Source organism: Pseudomonas sp. GR 6-02 (assembly GCF_001655615.1).
Lineage (GTDB): Bacteria > Pseudomonadota > Gammaproteobacteria > Pseudomonadales > Pseudomonadaceae > Aquipseudomonas.
Genome location: NZ_CP011567.1, coordinates 4209380 through 4226806, shown reverse-complemented (window position 1 = coordinate 4226806; position 17427 = coordinate 4209380). Strand labels below are relative to the sequence as shown.

Here is a 17427-nt window from a genome sequence, read left to right as displayed (position 1 = left end):
GGCAAATGGGCCGCTCAATGCTCTAAATCAAGTGATCGACCACAAAAAAGCGTCAGTTCCATCCAAGGAACTGGCGCTTGTATTATGAGGCGAGGGGTGCGATCAGTTGGCTTGCGGCATCTCGCCGTTGGCCAGGCGCTTGTTGATGTCGGCGATCACCTCGGGCAAATCGGTGATGGTGTCGATCATGTAGTGCGGTCGCGAGCCTTCGAACAGGGCATGAATGCGCTTGCGTTCGCTGGCCAGTTGGTCGCTGCTTAGCGCGCGATAACCTTCGTAGTCCAGACCCAGCGCGTTACCGGAGCAGATCAACGCCACGGTCCACATGCCGGCACGGCGACCTTCGAGAATGCCCGGCACCGTGTCGTCGATCTTCAGGCAGGCCGCGACGTCGTCGATGCCCAGCGCAATCACATTAGCCAGGGCCTGAGCGGGCCATGGGCGGCCGTTGGGCACTTCGTCGGTGGCGACCACGTGATCGGCGACGTAGCCGTTGGTGGCGGCCAGTTCCACCACTTTGTCCATGACTTGTTTCGGGTAGCCGGAGCACGAGCCGATCTTGATTCCTTGCTGACGCAGGTTGGCGATGGTGTCCAGGGCGCCCGGAATCAGTGCCGAGTGTTCGGCGATTTTTTTGATCTGCAGCGGCATGAAGCGTTGGTAGATGGCGGTGACGTCATCGTCGGTCGGCGTGCGGCCGAACACTTGGCGATAACGCTCGGCAACTGATGGCTGATCGCACAGGGTGCGGATGTGGTCCCACTTGCCCATGCCCATCGGCCCACGGGCTTCTTCGATGGAAACCTGGACGTCGAACTCGGCGAAGGCTTCGACGAAAATCTGCGTCGGGGCGATGGAGCCGAAGTCGACCACGGTGCCGGCCCAGTCGAGGATGGCGGCTTGCAGTTTGGTTGGGTTTACATAGTTCATGTCTCTGATCTCTGTAGGAGCGAGGCTTGCCCGCGAAGAACGATTACAGGGTTTAACTGACGCACCGTGTCGTCTGCATTCGCGGGCAAGCCTCGCTCCTACAGGGAACAGTGGTGGTTTAGATTTCGATGACTTCCATCTCGCGCAGCACCTCGGCCACGGCCGCCACCGCTGCGTGCATTTCGGCCTGGTTGACGTGGCCGATGCAGCCGACCCGGAAGGTTTCGACCTGGGTCAGTTTGCCGGGGTAGAGGATGAAACCCTTGGCCTTGACCCGTTCGTAGAATTTCTTGAACTGGTAGCGCGGGTCTTTCGGCGCGTGGAAGGTAACGATGATCGGCGCCTGGATCGCCGCGGGCAGGAAGCTGCGCAGGCCGAGTTTGGCCATGTCATCGAGCAGCACCTGGCAGTTGTTGGCGTAGCGCTGATGCCGGGCGGGCAAGCCACCTTCTTCGTGGTATTGCAGCAAGGCTTCGTGCAGCGCCGCGACCACGTGGGTCGGCGGGGTGAAACGCCATTGACCGGTCTTGGCCATGTAGGTGTGCTGATCGAACAAGTCCATCGCCAGCGAGTGCGAGTTGCCGGCGGCGTTCGCTAGCGCTTCTTTGCGAGCGAAAACGAAGCCCATCCCCGGCACGCCCTCCAGGCATTTACCCGAGGCGGCGATCAGGGCGTCGAAAGGCACCTGTTGCGCATCGATCGGCAGGGCGCCAAACGAGCTCATGGCGTCGATGATCAGGCGTTTGCCGTGCTGCTCGATGACGTGGGCGATTTCCGCCAGCGGGTTGAGGATGCCGGTGCTGGTTTCGCAGTGAATCAAGGCGACGTGGGTGATGCTGGCGTCGGCCTGCAGCAGGCGGTCGACGTCGGCGGTGGTGATCGGTTCGTCTTCGGCGGTTTCGAAGGTGCTGAACGAACGGCCAAGCACTTCGCAGATCTTCGCCAGGCGTTTGCCGTAGGCGCCGTTGATCAGCACCAGGACTTTGCCGTCCCGGGGCACCAGCGTGCCGATCGCCGCTTCGACCGCGAACGTGCCGCTGCCTTGCAGGGGCACGCAGTGGTGGCTGTCGCCGGCGTTGATGATCACCAGCAATTTCTCGCACAGGCTGGCGGTCAATTGGTTGAAGCGGTCATCCCATGAACCCCAGTCGACCATCATCGCCTGACGGGTACGTTGCGATGTGGTCAATGGGCCGGGGGTGAGCAGGATGGGCTCGGCAGTACGCATTCTTGTGTCCTTGCAAAAGCTCAGTGGGATGAAACTACGGGGCATAAATTGCAATTCGGCGTGCTATCAATAAAATTGTTTGTTGTTATGCCAGCCATCAGTGAGAGTTATTCATGAATCTGTTCCAGCTGCGTGCCTTCGATGCCGTGGCCCGAGAGGGCAGCTTCACCCGCGCCGCTGAGCGCCTGTTTATCAGCCAACCGGCGGTCACCGGGCACATCAAGGCGCTGGAGGAGCACTACCAGATCACCTTGCTGCGCCGCACCGCGCGGCGGGTCGAGTTGACGGAAGAGGGCACCAGGCTCGCGGCGATCACCCGGGCAATGTTCGGCCTGGCCGAAGAAGCGCAGGCGATGCTGGAGGCCAACCGGCAGCTACTCACCGGGCGCCTGGAAGTGGCGGCGGATGGCCCGCACATGGTCATGCCGATGCTCGCCAGCCTGCGTGCGCGTTATCCGGGGATCACCGTGAACCTGCGGTTGGGCAATGCCCAGGAAACCCTCGCGGCGTTGCTGTCGGAGCATGCCGACGTGGCGGTGCTGACCGAAGTGGAGCCGCGCAAAGGGTTGCATCTGCAAGGGTTGAGCGAGTCGAGGATTTGCGCGTTGGTGCCCGCGGGCCATCCGTGGGCGCAGCAGTCGCAAGGGCTGCCGCTCAAGGCGCTGGATCAGGTGATCATGGTGCTGCGCGAGCCGAGTTCGATTACCCGGCGCACGTTCGACGAGGCGTGCGTTCAGGCCGGGGTCAATCCACGGGTGTTGCTGGAACTGGACAGTCGCGAGGCCGTGACCGAGGCAGTGGCCGCCGAGTTAGGCGTGGGCGTGGTGTCGTCGGTGGAAGTCAGCCACGACCCACGGGTGGCGGCGGTGCCGATCATTGGCGAGGGGCTGGTCAATCGGCACATGATCGGTTGTATGGAACGGCGGCGGGATTTGCGCTTGATACAGGCGTTTTTTGGGCTGGCGCCCGTCGGGTAGACCGCGGCGCGGCTATCGCGGGCAAGCCACGCTCCCACAGGTTTTGCGTCGTACGCAAGGTTGGCGGCCAGCATAAATTCCTGTGGGAGCGGCCCGGTAAAATCACGGCATGGGATCCGAGCGGTTGATCAGCCAGTCGAGCAGTAGATGCGCATCGCGGCGCGGCTCGGGAGCGGGACGGGAAGGCTGGAGGTGGCTCATGCCGGCACACAACACCGGCCGGTCCGGGTCGCTGTCGAGAAAACTGACCAACACTTCGGTGCCGGCCAAGGGCAGCCTGGACGGATCGATCCGACCGTCCGGTGCTGCGAGGGCGATCGGTAGCCAGAGCCCAACGGACTCATCCGCCTCGAACCCCGGTTTCGGCCACAAGCAGACCTGTATTCGGCCTTGCTCATCGAGTGCCGCCGGTTGCCCGACGGGGCCCAGCACCCGGGCGGTCTGATAGCCCGGGATGCTCGGCCTGACCTGTTTGAGCGCCGGCCTGAACACCGTTGACCAGGGAATGGCGGTGAAGCGATTGCTGTAGCGCCCGGCCATGTCATGGCCGGGCTTGTCCTCGGCGAGAATCGACGGCTGCTGCCCCTGGTGCTGGATGTTGGTGAGCAGCCACTGATCGTTGAAGCTCGAGAGCGGGTGCTGCGCCACTTGTACGATTCGTCCGCTGCGCAGCTCGTTCAGGGTGCTTTGGCCGTGGATCTGCCGGTGCTGGCAACGCAGGCGTTCCAGCGAGCGGCGGCCCAGCTGTTCGCGATGAAGCTGTTCGGGCGCAGGTCTTGCCGTAACCGGGCCCGTTCCGGTGAGCGGGTGGTTGGCCGCGCCGTCGCCGATCACGTGCGCGCCGCGGTTTCTGGCATCCCATTGTGCCGGGGCGGGGTCCGGGTCATGGCGCTGGAACAGTTCGCTGATCGCCGGCAAGAGCGGGTCGTTGAACACGTCGGCATGGAACGGCATCAGCAGCGGTTCCTGCGGGAAACTCAGGCTGTCATCGGCCAGGACCAGCACGTGCCCGTCGTGCTGATGTTCGAAGTGGAAGTGGATGCCTTCTTCTTCACACAGCCGCTGCATGAAGGCCAGATCGCTCTCATCGTATTGAATGCAGAAAGGCCGCAGCGGGTAGTGCTCGCTGGTCAGGTCGAAGCGATAACTGTGCTCGGGCAGCTGATGCTCCTCCAGCAACTGACGCACGATCGCCGGCACGCTGAGACGATGAAATACCCGACGCGAGCTGTGCAGCTGAAGTCGTTGAACGTGTGGCGCCAGCACCAGCGAGTAGCCGACCCGATACGGGCCGCGATGTTCGCGGCTGACGCTGTGGATCACGCCGTGAATGCCCTGATCAGCCGACAGCCTCAGGAACGCCGGCTGTTGCAGCAACCGATCCAGGTTCATCGCCGGCGCGAGGCCGATCACCTCGATGTCGAATCGATAGGGCTGGTTGAGGCCCTCGCGGCCATTGAACTGCAACACCTGCAAACTCAGACCGCCGTCGAGGAGTGTCAGGGTGTAGGGGCTTTCCTTGTCGTTGTGCATCGAGCGCGCTTCTGCCTTGGAGAACGGGCGCAGAGGGTACGAAACCATAGCCCTGAAGCGTCACCGCAAATCGACTTTTCAGAATCGCCCTACAAACGCTGGTGAAGATGTCGACCCGTCGTGGGCTGAAGATGTTGGAATTTTTTGGTCGATTGGCATCTTTAGGCCGTATAAACTTGCGCTACGCGTCGGCCAATAGATGTCTCGGCGCCACAGATCAAGAGAGTGAGTAATGGGCGCACAGTGGAAGGTTAAACACAAAGAAGCGGCAGCCAACGCCAAGGGCAAGATCTTCGGCAAACTGGTGAAGGAAATCACCATTGCTGCGCGCAACGGTGCCGATACCGCCACCAACGCACACCTGCGTCTGGTGGTCGAACAGGCGAAAAAAGCCTCGATGCCTCGCGAAACCCTGGAACGCGCGATCAAGAAAGGCTCCGGCCAGCTCGGCGAAACCGTGCAATACCATCGCGTGACGTATGAAGGGTTCGCACCGCATCAGGTGCCGCTGATCGTTGAATGCGTGACTGACAACATCAACCGCACCGTCGCTGAAATCCGCGTGGCGTTCCGCAAGGGCCAGTTGGGCGCTTCCGGTTCGGTGGCCTGGGACTTCAACCACGTCGGCATGATCGAGGCGTCCCCGGACAGCCCTGACGCCGATCCGGAAATGGCCGCGATCGAAGCCGGCGCCCAGGATTTCGAGCCGGGCGAAGACGGCGCGACGCTGTTCCTGACCGACCCTGCGGACCTGGATGCGGTACAGAAAGCGCTGCCGGAGCAAGGCTTCACCGTGTTGTCGGCCAAGTTGGGTTATCAACCGAAGAACCCGGTGAGCGGCTTGAGCGACGAGCAGATGGCAGAAGTTGAAGCGTTCCTCGAAGGCCTCGATAACCACGATGACGTGCAGGACATGTTTGTCGGGTTGGCGGGTTAAGCGGTTCTGACCGTTGTGATTTAACCTGTGGTGAGGGAGCTCCCTCGCCACAGGTTCTATATTTGCCGCTAGTTGAACGCGGCCATCTCCCGCACCACCTCACTGAACCCCGGCCGCGCCAACACATCCGGCTGACAGCAGCGCTGTTGTAAATCCTCTAACGCGACCCGCTGTTCAGCGCTCAACCCTGAGTCGATCCGCTCCAGCAATTCTCCCAGCAAAATCCCGAACGCCCGTACCTCGATCCGTTGCAGCGCGCGGCTTTCAAGGCTGTCCGAGGTGGCATGGAAAGATGCCGCGCCAAAATCCCCCAACAGACAATCGCCATGCTCGTTCCACAGAATGTTGTGGCCATAGAGGTCGCCGTGGGTGATGCCTTGGCGGTGCAGGTGTTCGGCCACCGAGGCGATGCCACTGGCGATGCACATTGCCACGCCGGCGCTGAACCGGGTGTCGTCGGCATAGATGTCGCGGGAGCAGGACGCCAGGCTCGGCAGGCTGGCCAGGTTGCGGTAGCTCGGATCGATCAGTTGCATCACCAGCCCGGCTTGCGCCTGTGGGTGCCCGACGATCCGCCCTTCGACCCGGATCAGGTTAGGGTGGATGCCGGCGGTGATGCAGGCGTTCATTTCGTGCAACGGCGAGCCGTCGCTGGTCATCTCGCCTTTGTAGAGTTTTACCGCGACCTGTTTTGTCTGCTCCCACAGCGCCTGATGAATGACCCCCGACGCGCCTTCGCCGAGTTTCTGCTCCAGGCTCAGCTCGGACCAGGGAATGCTCGTCGTGGCTTCAAGTGCGGCCGCATCGGCTTCGGTTTCCAATGGGTTACCGGCGTACGCCAGCCAGGTCAGGCCCGGCAGGGTCAGCAGCCATTCGGGAAGCTCGGTGAGCTGATTGGCGGCAATGCGGATCAGTTCAAGTCGATGACAGTGGCTCAGGCTCTCGGGCAAACGCTGTAAGCGGTTACCGGCGAGCATGAGTTTTTGCAGGTACGGGCGCTCGCCCAGTTCGGTTGGCAGATCCGTGATGCGGTTGTCGGTCAGGATCAGCCAGCGCAACAGCGGCGGCAGGGCGGCGGCCGGCACGTGTTCGATGGCGTTGGCCTTGAAACCGATCATTGTCAGCGCCGTACACTGGCCGAGGCAGGCGGGCAGTTCGGTGAACTGATTGTCCGAGCAGAACAGCACGCGCAAACGGGTCAGGCGGTGCAGATCGTCCGGCAGGCTGCGCAAGGCGTTGCCGCTGAGGTTGAGCACTTCCAGCGAGTCCGCCAGGTCGAAGATTTCCCGGGGGAATTCGGTCAGGCCACAGACCAGGTCCAGGCGGGTGATACCCGACAGTTGGCCGGCGCGCAGTTGTGCGAGGGTGTGCATAGGCAGGTTCGCTATTGATCTGAAGGAAGGCGCTGGGGCCTGGAAATGGGCGACATGATAGCGGGAAAGTGGTGGTGGCTGTCAGGCGAGTTCCCTGACTTCCAGTAACTGCCCCAGCCGGCTGCGCGTGCGCGCCAGGTCGATGGCATCGCCATCCAGGCATTCGCGCAATGACTGGTGGCCGAGCAGAATCAGGTGTTTGTCCTGGTCGTACAAGACGTCGATCAGGTTGATGAAGCGTTGCTGGGCGGCGATTGAACAGCCGGCGAGGCTGGGCAGTTTGTCGATGATCCAGCGGTCGAAGCGACGGCACAGTTCCAGGTAGTCCATGACGGCGGTGGGGTGTTCGCACAAGTCGGCGAAGGTGAAGCCAATGGTTCGCCCTTCGCAGTATCGGGCTTGAAGGTGTCGTGTCCCGACGGGCAGCCGAATGGGCGGTGCGTCGTGTTCGAGCAGGTGCAGCGCCTGACGCTGGCTCACCGTGGCCGGCCAGACGTACTGGCCCTGGGTAAACAGCTGCTGCGCACGGGGTCGCGCCTGACTGCGGTAATCATGGGGGCCGCCGACTTCCATCACCTGCATGCGCGTGTTGATCAGGTCGATCACCGGTTTGAAACGGGCATGGTAAAGCGGGTTGGGCAGTAAACCTTCCGGCGGGTAGTTTGAGGTCACCAGCAGCAGAATCCCCCGGCGAAACAGCGCCTTGAACAACCGCGTGATGAGCATCGCATCGCCGATGTCATGCACGTGGAATTCATCGAAACACAGCACCCGGCAGTCTTGCAGCAGTTCGTCGAGGGTGGTTGCCAGCGCATCGGGCTGATCGCGATGGCTGAACATGCCCTGGTGCAACTGCGCAAAAAACTCATGGAAGTGCAGGCGCTGTTTTGCCGTGGCGGGGATGGCCTGGAAAAAACCGTCGAGCAGCCAGCTCTTGCCGCGCCCGACCGCACCATGGAGGTAAAGTCCGGGGAGTGGCGCCGATGACCCCGGCAGCGCCGACGCGCGCTGCGCCATGCAGTCGATCACGCGCAACTGGCTGTGGCTGAGGGTGTAGCCCTGAACATGGGCCTTGTGGCGGAAGTAGTCGTGGATCACCCGGCCTTGCGCGCTGCCACTGGATGGCGCCGCGAATGCCTTGCCGAAAAAACGGCGTAGCGCGGACCAGCGTGGTGTGAGTTGCGGACGGTTGGGCGGTCGTACGGCCAATGTGATGTCACCCCGTAATCTTCAGGCCGGCTCCCCCTGAGCCGCAGCGGCGTAGTTTAACCAAGTGGGTAATTTCCCTTCCACTGCTGCCGACCAAGCTTTTGTGTCGAGAAGGCTTTTGTGGCGAGGGAGCTTGCTCCCGTTGGGCTGCGAAGCGGCCCCAAAAAAGGAACTGCTGCGCAGTTCAACGGGAGCAAGCTCCCTCGCCACAGGCAAGCTCCCGTGCCACAAAAGCCCTCTCACCTGATCTTCGAGGTTAGCGCTCGATACTGCGATTCCACCGGTCATTCCACGTCGGACGCTGTTCGTTGACCTGATCCCAATCGATGGCAATCGCCGTTTCCAGATAGTGTTTCATTGCCTCGACCTGACCGCGGGTCTTGTCGGTGGTTGGCGTATTCGGGTTCGACGGAATCTGATCGCCGTCTTCAAGCGCCGCAGCCTGTGCGGCAGGCGTCAGCAAGAAGGCCGCGAGTTTCTGCGCCAGTTCTGGCTGGGTGTTGTTGGCGATGGCGCATTCGGCCACGTTGAGCACCACCGAGCCTTCCTTCGGCTGCGCATATTCCACCGGCATACCCTTGAGTTTCAGTGCGGTGACCTGGGTCGGGGTCAGCGGGAACAGCGCCGCTTCATCGGTCTGGAGCATTTCGGAGATTTTCGCCGAGCTCGGAATGTACTCCAGCACGTTGCGCCCGACGGTGTTCGGCCAGGCCTTGAACCCCGGTTCGACGTTAGTCTCGCTGCCGCCCTGAATCCGGTTGAACATCAGGAAACCGTGCAGGCCGAAGGTCGAGGAGGCCATCGACTGGAACACCAGTTTGTCCTTGAAGCGCGGATCGGCCATGTCCATCCAGGAGGTCGGCGCGTTCCAGCCCTTTTCCTTGAACAGCCGCGTGTTGTACGCCAACCCGGTAACGCCGAGGCTGACCGCCACCGCTTGATCCTTGATGCGGCCCTTGGGCGGAATCTGCGCCAGGGTCGGGCTGTCTTCGAGTTTGTCGCACAGGCCCATGGCAATGGCGCGGTACATGATGCCGTCGTCGAGGAACATCACGTGCAATTGCGGGTTGCCTTTGCTGGCCTGGACCTTGGCCAGAATATCGGCCGAGGTCCCCGGCACAATCACCACTTTGACGTTATTGGCTTTCTCGAAAGCCGGCAGCACCTTGTCGGCGTAGAGCCGCTCCATGGTCCCGCCGTTCATGCCCAGGTAAAGCGTCGGTTCGGCGTGGGCCTGAGTGACCGTGAGCAGGGCGCTCATGCAGGACAAACCGAGCAGTGCAGTGCGTTTGAGGTTATTCATTGGCGCGACCTTCCTCTATCAAGCTACGGAGATGGAGTGAAACCGGGTGATGGAAAACGCATCCAGCGGCGTCTTTGACGCGCCGCTACAGATGATCTCGGTGAGCGCCTGGCCCACCGCAGGCCCGATCTGAAAGCCCGCGCCGGCAAAGCCGAATGCGTGCAACAGACCGGGTTGGGTGCTGCTGTGACCGATCACCGGTTGGCGGTCGGGTAAATAACCTTCGGTGCCGCTCCAGGTACGAATCGCCTGGGCGCCTTCAAGAAACGGGTAAAGCTCGACGGCCTGACGCAGGATCTCGATCACCGCGCTCTGACCAGGTCGGGTGCGGGCACCATCAAGGGCAAAGCCCTGACCGCCGCCCAACACACAATTGCCCCGCGCGACTTGACGGGCATAGATGCCGCCGCCTTCGACGCCGGTGCTGGCATTCATCACCAGCGGCAACGGCTCGGTGACCAGCATCGCCGGGTGCCCGGCGTGCATCGGCACCGCTTCACCGAATTGCGCGGCAAGGTTGCCGGCCCAGGCGCCGGCGCAGTTCAGCAGCCAGGGGGCGCGCAGTTCGAGGCCGGATTGAGTGCTGACGCGAAAGCGCTGACCATTGTGTTCCACCGCCGTGACTGCGCATTGCTCATGCACCTGCGCGCCATGCCGACGTGCCGCTTGGGCAAACGCCGGAGACACCAGGCGCGGGTTGGCGTGGCCATCGTCCGGGCACAGCGAAGCACCGACCGCGACGTCTCCGACCCACGGAAAACGTGCGCGCAACTCACTGCGGTCGAACAGTTGCAAATCGAGGCCGAACCCCTGGCTGCTGGCGGCGTAATCCTGCAACGCTCGTAAATCGTTGAGACTGCGGGCGAGTTTCAAGTGACCGCTGCGCTGGTACTCGCCGTCGATGCCGATCAATTGCGGCAGCTGTCCCCAGATTTCGTGGGCCCGTTGCGACAACGGCAATTGCGACAGCGGCCGGCCCTGACGACGCACGCCGCCATAGTTCACACCGCTGGAATGCGAACCGCAAAAATCTCGTTCCAGCAGCGCTACGCGTCGGCCAGCCTTGCTCAGAAACAGGGCGGCGGAGGCCCCGACAATGCCGCCGCCAATGATGACCGCCTCGACCTCGATCATGGCTCGACCTCCAGACCGAACGGCAAGGGTTTGATCGGTGCCTGAGCCCGCAACCGACCGATGTCGGCTACCGAACGCTGACTTTCGCAGGCAATGATTTCCGCGGCGGCGGCCCCGCACATCCGGCCCTGACAGCGACCCATGCCGACCCGGCAATGGGCCTTGACCCGGTTGATCTCCCAATGACCTTCGCGCACCACCTGGCGGATGTCGCCGGCGCGTACTTCTTCGCAGCGACAGATCATCAGGTCATCCGCAGCGTCGGCGGCCCAGCTTTCGGGGAAAGCAAAGGCACGCTCAAGACCCTGGCGGAATCTGCCGATTGCTTTCAGCGACTGTTCCAGCTGGGTGGCACGTTGCGGCGGGAGCAGGTAACCGCTGTCTTCGAGCAGCGCCAGGGCTGCCCGTTCGCCAGCCATTTCCGCCGCGTCGGCGCCCATGATGCCGGCGCCGTCACCCGCCAGGTACACCTCGGCGACACTGCTGCGCCCGGCGCTGTCGCGCTGTGGCAGCCAGGCGCGGTTGAGCGGGTTCCAGGTGAATTCGCAGCCCAGCAGATCGGCGAGTTGGGTTTCGCTGCGCAGGCCATGGGCGAAGGCGACGGCGTCGCAGTCGATTCGATGTTGGCCTTTTGCGTTGCGCCAGATCAGCGATTGCACACGCTGTTGGCCATCGATGCCTGACAAGCTGGCGCCCTGATGCACCGGGATGCCGTGGGCGGTCAGCCAGGTGCGGTAATAGAGGCCTTTGGCGAGGGTAGCCGGTTGTGACAACAGACCGGGCAGGGCGCGGGCCTGAGCGCTGAACGGCGAACTGTCGAGCACCGCGACCACGTTGGCACCGGCCTTGGCGTATTGATACGCCACCAGGTACAGCAATGGTCCGCTGCCGGCGAATACCACGCGTTCACCAATGGCGCAGCCCTGAAACTTCAAGGCGATCTGCGCCGCGCCGAGGCTGTACACCCCCGGCAACGTCCAGCCCGGCACCGGCAGAATCCGGTCGGTGGCACCCGTGGCGACAATCACCCGGGAGAACGCCACGCGTATGGCGCGGCCATCGTGCAAGGTGTCGAGTGCGTTGGCCTCGGCGTTCCATACCAGCGTGTCGGGGCGGTAATCGAGTTGTTCACGCAGTGCGTCGATGGTTTGATGCAGCGCGTTGGCCTTGGGGGCTTCGAAGCCATACAACTTGACGGGCGAGCGCTTGAAGTTCGCCGGTTGCCGCCGATAAATCTGCCCGCCACCGCGTGCGGCTTCGTCCAGCAGAACCGGGCGCACGCCATGCGCCACCAGCGTCTGCGCCGCACGAATCCCGGCGGGGCCGGCGCCGATGATCACCACCGCGTTCATACCGAGCGCCCCGGTTCGCGGCTGACCTGCTGGCCGGCTTCAAGCTGCGTCGAGCAGGCCCGCACCCGGCGGCCATCGCCCAGGCGTACCCAGCAGTCCTGGCAGGCGCCCATCAGGCAAAAGCCGGCGCGGGGTTCGGCGCTGAAGTCGCTGCCGCGCAGGTGTTCGCTGCAGGTCAGCACGGCGGTCAGCAGGGTGTCGCCGAGCAAGCCACTGGCAGGCACGCCGTCGAGGGTAAAGTCCAGGGCCGGGCGGTCGCCTTCGGCCAGTCGTTTCAGCAGAGCCATGGCGCCCTCATTGTTTACCCACCAGAACCCGATCCAGGCCGTAGACCCGATCGAGCAGAATCATCGTCAGCGCGGTCAGCGCGATCACCAGGGCCGACACCGCCGCCATCATCGGATCGATGGATTCGGTGGCGTACACGTACATGCGCACCGGCAAGGTTTGCGTGGCCGGCGAGGTGACGAAGATCGACAACGTGACCTCGTCAAAACTGTTGATGAACGCCAGCAGCCAGCCACCGGCGACCCCCGGCAGAATCATCGGCAAGGTGATTTGCCGGAACAGCGTGAAGCGTCCGGCACCCAAGGATTGCGCGGCGTGTTCGGCGCTGCGGTCCAGGCCGATGGCCGACGCCAATACCAGCCGCAACACATACGGTGTGATCACCAGCACATGGGCGAAGATCAGCCAGGCGAAGCTGCCGTTGACGCCCATCAGCGCAAACAGGCGCAGCAACGCCACCCCCAGCACCAGGTGCGGAATGATGATCGGCGACAGGAACAGGGCGTTGAAAAAGTCCCGTCCGGGGAACTCGAAGCGGGTGATCGCCAGCGCCGCCGGCACCGCAATCAGCGTCGCCAGACTGGCCGCGCTGAACGCCAGGATCAGGCTGTTGTAGAACGCATCGACAAAGTCCGCGCGTTCGAACACGGCGCGGAACCAGCGCAGGGAGAAATCCGTGGTCGGCAGGCTCAGGGTGTTTTCCGGGGTGAAGGCGACGAGGCACACCACCACCAGCGGCGCGAGCATGAACAGCACCACCAGGGCATGGAACAGCAGGGCGAAAGGACCGTTTCTGGACATGACGAATTATCCCAATGACTTCTTGTAGCGGCCTTCGATCATCCGGTTCCACGACAGCATGATCAGCAGGTTGAGCAACAGCAGGGCCACGGCAATCGCGGCGCCCATCGGCCAGTTCAGCTCCGACAGGTACTGGTCGTAGATCAGCGTGGCGACCATCTTCAGCCGGCGTCCGCCGAGCAAGCCGGGAATGGCGAAGGAACTGGCCGCGAGGCCGAACACGATCAAGGTGCCGGAGAGCACGCCGGGCATGACCTGCGGCAACACCACTTTGCGTATCACCGTGAAGTGGCTGGCGCCCAGTGACAGCGCAGCCTGCTCGGCGGCCGGGTCGAGTTTTTGCAGCGAGGTCCAGACTGGAATGATCATGAACGGCAGCATCACGTGGACCAGCGCGATCACCACCGCGAACGGCGTGTAGAGCAGCTTCATTGGTGAGCCACCGAAGGCTTGCAAGGTCTGGTTGACCAGCCCGTCGGCGCCCAGCAACAGGCTCCAGCCGAACGCCCGCACCACCACCGAAATCAGCAGCGGCGTGAGGATCAGAATCAGGAAAATCGAACGCCACGGTGCGCCCATGCGACTGAGGATGTAGGCCTCGGGCACGCCGATCAGCACGCAGAGCAGGGTGGTCAGGGCGCTGATCCACATCGTGCGCAGAAAGATCTCGTAGAAGTACGGATCGCCCAGCAGGCTGCTGTAATGGGCGAAGGTGTAGGCGTCGCTGTTGATCCCCGCGCTGTAGTCGAAGACGTTCAACGACAACACCAGCGTCAGCAGCAGCGGGATCGCCAGCAGGCCGACGTACAACGCCAGGGCCGGCGCCGACAACACATACCCTTGGCGTCCCTGGCGGATGGCGGCGAGCGTATTCATGCCGACACCTCGTCGACACTCAGCACCCGCAGCAGTGCCGCGTCCCAGTCGAGGCCGACCGCCGTGCCTTCGGCCAGTGGCGCCGAGCCGTCGTTGCGGCGCACCACGCAGAGTTCGCCCAGGGTTGTCGTTACGCCGTACAACCATTGGCTGCCGAGGAAGAAGCGGCTGGCGATCTTGCCTTGCAGACGACCATGTCCTTTTTCCCGCAGATCGATTTTCTCCGGGCGCAGGCTTAACGTCAGTTCACCGTTGCCGGTGTTGCACACCTGAACCACGCCGGCGCCATCTCGCTCACCGGGCAGCAGATTGGCTTTGCCGACGAACCCGGAAATGAACTCGGTGCGCGGGTGTTCGTAGAGGGTGTAAGGGGCGTCGATCTGGGTGATGCGCCCGGCCTGCATCACCACCACCCGATCGCTGATCGACAGCGCTTCGGACTGGTCGTGGGTGACCATCAGCGTGGTGATCCCGACTTCACGCTGGATGCGGCGGATTTCGAACTGCATCTCTTCGCGCAAATTGGCGTCGAGGTTGGACAGCGGTTCGTCGAGCAGCAACACCGGCGGCTCGATCACCAACGCCCGGGCCAGTGCAACACGCTGGCGCTGGCCGCCGGAAAGCTCTCGCGGGTAACGCTCGGCGTGCTGGTGCAGGCGAACCAGTTTCAGCACTCGGTCCACCCGTTGCTGCAACTCACCGTTGGGCACTTTGCGCATGCGCAGGCCGAAGGCGACGTTGTCTTGCACGGTCATGTGCGGGAACAGCGCGTAACTCTGGAATACCACGCCCAGGCCACGGCTGGCGGGTTTGGCGTGGGTGATGTCGCGACCGTCCAGCACAATGCGTCCGCTGCTGACTTCGACGAAGCCGGCGATCATTTGCAGGGTGGTGGTTTTGCCGCAGCCGGAGGGGCCGAGCAGTGAGACGAACTCGCCTTTTTCCACCGACAGGTTGGTGGCGACGACTGCGTCGATCTCGCCATATCGTTTGCCGAGGTTTTCAAGCTGCACAAAAGCCATGACTGCGCTCCACCTGAGATTGTTATGCGTCGCCAACGGCGCGCTTTTTTGTATGGGCAGATACGAAAAGATGTTGCGGGGTGCGTTGGCGCTCGACATGTGTCGGCTGCCGTTGTTGTTCGAATCGCCCCTGTATGGACGCAGAGTAGGACGAAGAATAGGATGGGCTCAATAACCTATTTCACTGAAGCGATGACTATTTTCAGTTTTATTCAGTGAGTAAATTTATTGATGAGAAATCAAATGTCAGATTCCACTGATCGGAATGAAAACAAAAATGAAGTCGGTGTCGGTGCGGTCTCAAGACTGTTTGCGGTGCTGCGCAGCCTGGGTGACACCGTCGAGGGCGGCGAACGCGTGACGCAACTGGCGCAGCGCATCGGCTTGTCGCAACCGACTACCCACCGCTTGCTGCGCAGCTTGATGGACGAGGGCATGGTCGAGCAGGACGCCCGCAGCAAACGCTATCGCCTGAGCCTGGAGTTTTTTGCCTTGGCGGCCCGCGCCGGCAATACCAACAACCTGCGAGAACTGGCGCGGCCGGCATTGCTGCGGTTATCGGCATCGCTGGGCGATTCGCTGTTTTTGCTGGCGCGCAGTGGCTTTGATGCGATCTGTCTGGACCGCAGTGAAGGGCCGTTTCCGATCCGCACATTTACCGGTGACATCGGCGGGCGGGTGGCGCTCGGCGTGGGTCAGGGCAGCCTGGCGATTCTGGCATTCCTGCCGCAAGAGGAACGCGACACGGTGATTCACTACAACTTGCCGCGGCTCAAGGATTTTCACCTGTATGACGAAGTGTTCCTGCGCTCGGAAGTCGAGAATGTGCGCGCGCTCGGGTACGCCGGGCGCAACACCGGCGTGTTGCAGGGCATGGCCGGCGTGGCCGTGCCGATCCTCGATCGCGACGGCCGGGCGGTGGCGGCGTTGAGCGTAGCCACGATCAGTGATCGCCTGGGGCCGGATCGTTTGCCGACCGTGGTGGAAATGCTCAAGCGCGAAGCGGCGTTGATCGGGCCGCGGATCAACCCGTTCGACCCGCTGTTGCGCAGGCCTTCGCAGGTGTTTGGGCAGGGGTGACCACAACCCGGATCAGAACTTCAGTGTCTGCTTGAGTATCTGCGCCGCCGGTGTGTCACTCGGGCTGACCATCGCGTAGTTGTACCCGGCATCCGACCAATACTCGGCCTGCAGTTCGCCGTCGCTGCGGCTGCCGCGGGGCAGGAGGAAGTTTTTCGGCCCCGGTGGCCGGACGTAGAAGCTGACTTTGTGGCCGCCCTGATCTTCGTAAACCACCATCGCCGCCGGCCCTTGTTCGGTACTGAGCAAACGGCCGCTGACCGGTTTGTAGCCTGCCCCCGCCAAGTTCGGCAGGCGATGGGCCTGGCTGAAATAGCGGTCGAGCCAGCCTTGCATATCGCCATCGTCGCTGACTTGGTAATCCGCCGGCAGCATGCCTTGCTGAGCAATCAGTCGGTAGGCCTGCATCGCATCGGCCATCGGCAGTGGGGGGCTGACCAGAGTCATCTCCCGCGCGTGCCAACCGCCCAATCCGCCGACGCTGACCGCAATCAACAACATCGCGGCACTGGCCAGATGACGGCGAGACTGGCGTTTGAGGCGCTGGCGAATCAGCGCCGGGTCAAGTTGCGGGTTGGCCGGTTGCTGCAAGGCGCCGCTCAGGGCTGCGCGCAATTGCTGGGCGTCTTGCTGCCAGGCGCGTACTTGTGCGGCCACTTCGGCGTTGCCGGCCAGATAAATTTCCACTTGATGTCGGTCGGCATCGCTGAGTTGGTGATCGACGTAGGCGTGCAGGTCACGCTCGTTGGGAGGCAGGCTGATCATTTGAGTCTCCGCAGGGAAGGGCGGGTGATTTCGCCGTCACTGAGCTGGCGCAAGGCCTGACGCGCGCGGGACAGGCGTGACATCACGGTGCCGATGGGGACGTCGAGAATCTCGGCGACCTCCTTGTAACTCATGCCTTCGACCGACACCCAGAGCAGCAGTGCGCGCTGTTCGGTGCTGAGCTGATCGAAGGCTTGCAGGGTCGATTGGGCGATTACCGTGCGTTCTACCGAAGGCTGCGCATCGTCGCGCCCGGTAAAGAATTCGAGCATCCGCGCATACCGCCGGGAGCGGCGGTGGGCGTCGAGAAACTGCCGATAAAGAATCGAAAACAGCCAGGCCCGCAGGTCGCCCTCCGGACGTTTAGCGCTCCAATTCGACAGCGCTCGTTCCAGGCTTGCCTGCACCAGATCGTCGGCGCTGCTGGGGTTGCGCGTCAACGATACGGCGAAGCGCCGCAGCCTGGGAATGATTTCACGCAATTGTCCGTCGATGTTGTTCATGGAAATGGCGTGTTCTCTGGCTGTGATGAATGGCACTGACAAGAAGGACGCCGGCCACTGTGGTTTATTCCTTCGTCGGGGAAAACCATTACTTATTTGTGTAGGAGATTTCTGAG

At 62.6% G+C, this 17427-nt stretch carries 17 protein-coding genes; 3 read left to right on the top strand and 14 right to left on the bottom strand.

All coding sequences use genetic code 11. From position 1 onward, the window contains the following. Positions 1-102: 102 nt before the first annotated feature. Both phnX and PGR6_RS18590 read right to left on the bottom strand, forming a co-directional pair. Complete coding sequence (gene phnX / locus PGR6_RS18595) at positions 103-930, bottom strand: phosphonoacetaldehyde hydrolase (RefSeq protein ID WP_064618894.1); 828 nt, start codon at positions 928-930, stop codon at positions 103-105. Positions 931-1048: 118 nt separating this feature from the next. Continuing rightward, on the bottom strand, positions 1049-2158 hold the full coding sequence (locus PGR6_RS18590) for a 2-aminoethylphosphonate--pyruvate transaminase (protein ID WP_064618891.1): 1110 nt from the start codon (positions 2156-2158) through the stop codon (positions 1049-1051). A 113-nt stretch (positions 2159-2271) separates the two neighbouring features. On the opposite strand from PGR6_RS18590, the gene PGR6_RS18585 reads away from it, so the two are divergent. Further along, a complete protein-coding gene (locus PGR6_RS18585) occupies positions 2272-3135 on the top strand; it encodes a LysR substrate-binding domain-containing protein (RefSeq protein WP_018925434.1) in 864 nt (287 codons plus the stop codon). Positions 3136-3237: 102 nt separating this feature from the next. Here the strand turns inward: PGR6_RS18585 and PGR6_RS18580 are convergent, their stop codons facing one another. After that, entirely contained in the window at positions 3238-4668 is a 1431-nt protein-coding gene (locus PGR6_RS18580) for a type VI secretion system Vgr family protein (protein ID WP_064618888.1), read from the bottom strand. 232 nt (positions 4669-4900) lie between these two features. Here PGR6_RS18580 and PGR6_RS18575 point away from each other — a divergent pair, with 232 nt between their 5' ends. Then, positions 4901-5605 carry a YebC/PmpR family DNA-binding transcriptional regulator gene (locus PGR6_RS18575; RefSeq protein WP_007940960.1) on the top strand — a complete coding sequence of 235 codons (705 nt, stop codon included), beginning with the start codon at positions 4901-4903 and terminating at the stop codon, positions 5603-5605. 68 nt (positions 5606-5673) lie between these two features. Here the strand turns inward: PGR6_RS18575 and PGR6_RS18570 are convergent, their stop codons facing one another. The 9 genes from PGR6_RS18570 to PGR6_RS18530 all read right to left on the bottom strand — a co-directional run bounded on the left by PGR6_RS18570 (position 5674) and on the right by PGR6_RS18530 (position 14963). After that, positions 5674-6978, bottom strand: a complete 1305-nt coding sequence (locus tag PGR6_RS18570; RefSeq protein WP_064618884.1) for a leucine-rich repeat-containing protein kinase family protein — start codon at positions 6976-6978, stop codon at positions 5674-5676. A gap of 81 nt (positions 6979-7059) precedes the next feature. Next, entirely contained in the window at positions 7060-8187 is a 1128-nt protein-coding gene (gene zapE, locus PGR6_RS18565) for a cell division protein ZapE (RefSeq protein WP_064618881.1), read from the bottom strand. A gap of 256 nt (positions 8188-8443) precedes the next feature. Continuing rightward, a complete protein-coding gene (locus PGR6_RS18560) occupies positions 8444-9490 on the bottom strand; it encodes an ABC transporter substrate-binding protein (protein ID WP_018925438.1) in 1047 nt (348 codons plus the stop codon). A gap of 18 nt (positions 9491-9508) precedes the next feature. Beyond that, positions 9509-10624 carry an NAD(P)/FAD-dependent oxidoreductase gene (locus PGR6_RS18555; RefSeq protein WP_064618877.1) on the bottom strand — a complete coding sequence of 372 codons (1116 nt, stop codon included), beginning with the start codon at positions 10622-10624 and terminating at the stop codon, positions 9509-9511. After that, positions 10621-11976 carry an FAD/NAD(P)-dependent oxidoreductase gene (locus PGR6_RS18550; protein WP_064618873.1) on the bottom strand — a complete coding sequence of 452 codons (1356 nt, stop codon included), beginning with the start codon at positions 11974-11976 and terminating at the stop codon, positions 10621-10623. The genes PGR6_RS18555 and PGR6_RS18550 overlap by 4 nt, the downstream gene beginning before the upstream one ends. After that, a complete protein-coding gene (locus PGR6_RS18545) occupies positions 11973-12263 on the bottom strand; it encodes a (2Fe-2S)-binding protein (protein ID WP_018925441.1) in 291 nt (96 codons plus the stop codon). Before PGR6_RS18545 ends, PGR6_RS18550 begins: the two co-directional genes overlap by 4 nt. A gap of 7 nt (positions 12264-12270) precedes the next feature. After that, on the bottom strand, positions 12271-13065 hold the full coding sequence (locus tag PGR6_RS18540; RefSeq protein ID WP_019580025.1) for an ABC transporter permease: 795 nt from the start codon (positions 13063-13065) through the stop codon (positions 12271-12273). Between the two features lie 6 nt (positions 13066-13071). Continuing rightward, the gene (locus PGR6_RS18535) at positions 13072-13941 is read right to left on the bottom strand and encodes an ABC transporter permease (RefSeq protein ID WP_019648426.1); all 870 of its coding nucleotides are present in this window, start codon (positions 13939-13941) and stop codon (positions 13072-13074) included. Next, a complete protein-coding gene (locus PGR6_RS18530; protein ID WP_064618870.1) occupies positions 13938-14963 on the bottom strand; it encodes an ABC transporter ATP-binding protein in 1026 nt (341 codons plus the stop codon). Before PGR6_RS18530 ends, PGR6_RS18535 begins: the two co-directional genes overlap by 4 nt. A 243-nt stretch (positions 14964-15206) precedes the next feature. Here PGR6_RS18530 and PGR6_RS18525 point away from each other — a divergent pair, with 243 nt between their 5' ends. Beyond that, complete coding sequence (locus tag PGR6_RS18525; RefSeq protein ID WP_018925445.1) at positions 15207-16043, top strand: IclR family transcriptional regulator; 837 nt, start codon at positions 15207-15209, stop codon at positions 16041-16043. Between the two features lie 12 nt (positions 16044-16055). Here PGR6_RS18525 and PGR6_RS18520 read toward each other — a convergent pair whose 3' ends face one another. After that, positions 16056-16808: an anti-sigma factor family protein gene (locus PGR6_RS18520; protein WP_064618867.1), complete on the bottom strand. Its 753-nt coding sequence runs from the start codon at positions 16806-16808 to the stop codon at positions 16056-16058. Then, positions 16805-17311 (bottom strand): RNA polymerase sigma factor, encoded by a 507-nt coding sequence (locus PGR6_RS18515; RefSeq protein WP_064618864.1) that lies wholly within the window; start codon positions 17309-17311, stop codon positions 16805-16807. The genes PGR6_RS18520 and PGR6_RS18515 overlap by 4 nt, the downstream gene beginning before the upstream one ends. Positions 17312-17427: the final 116 nt, after the last annotated feature.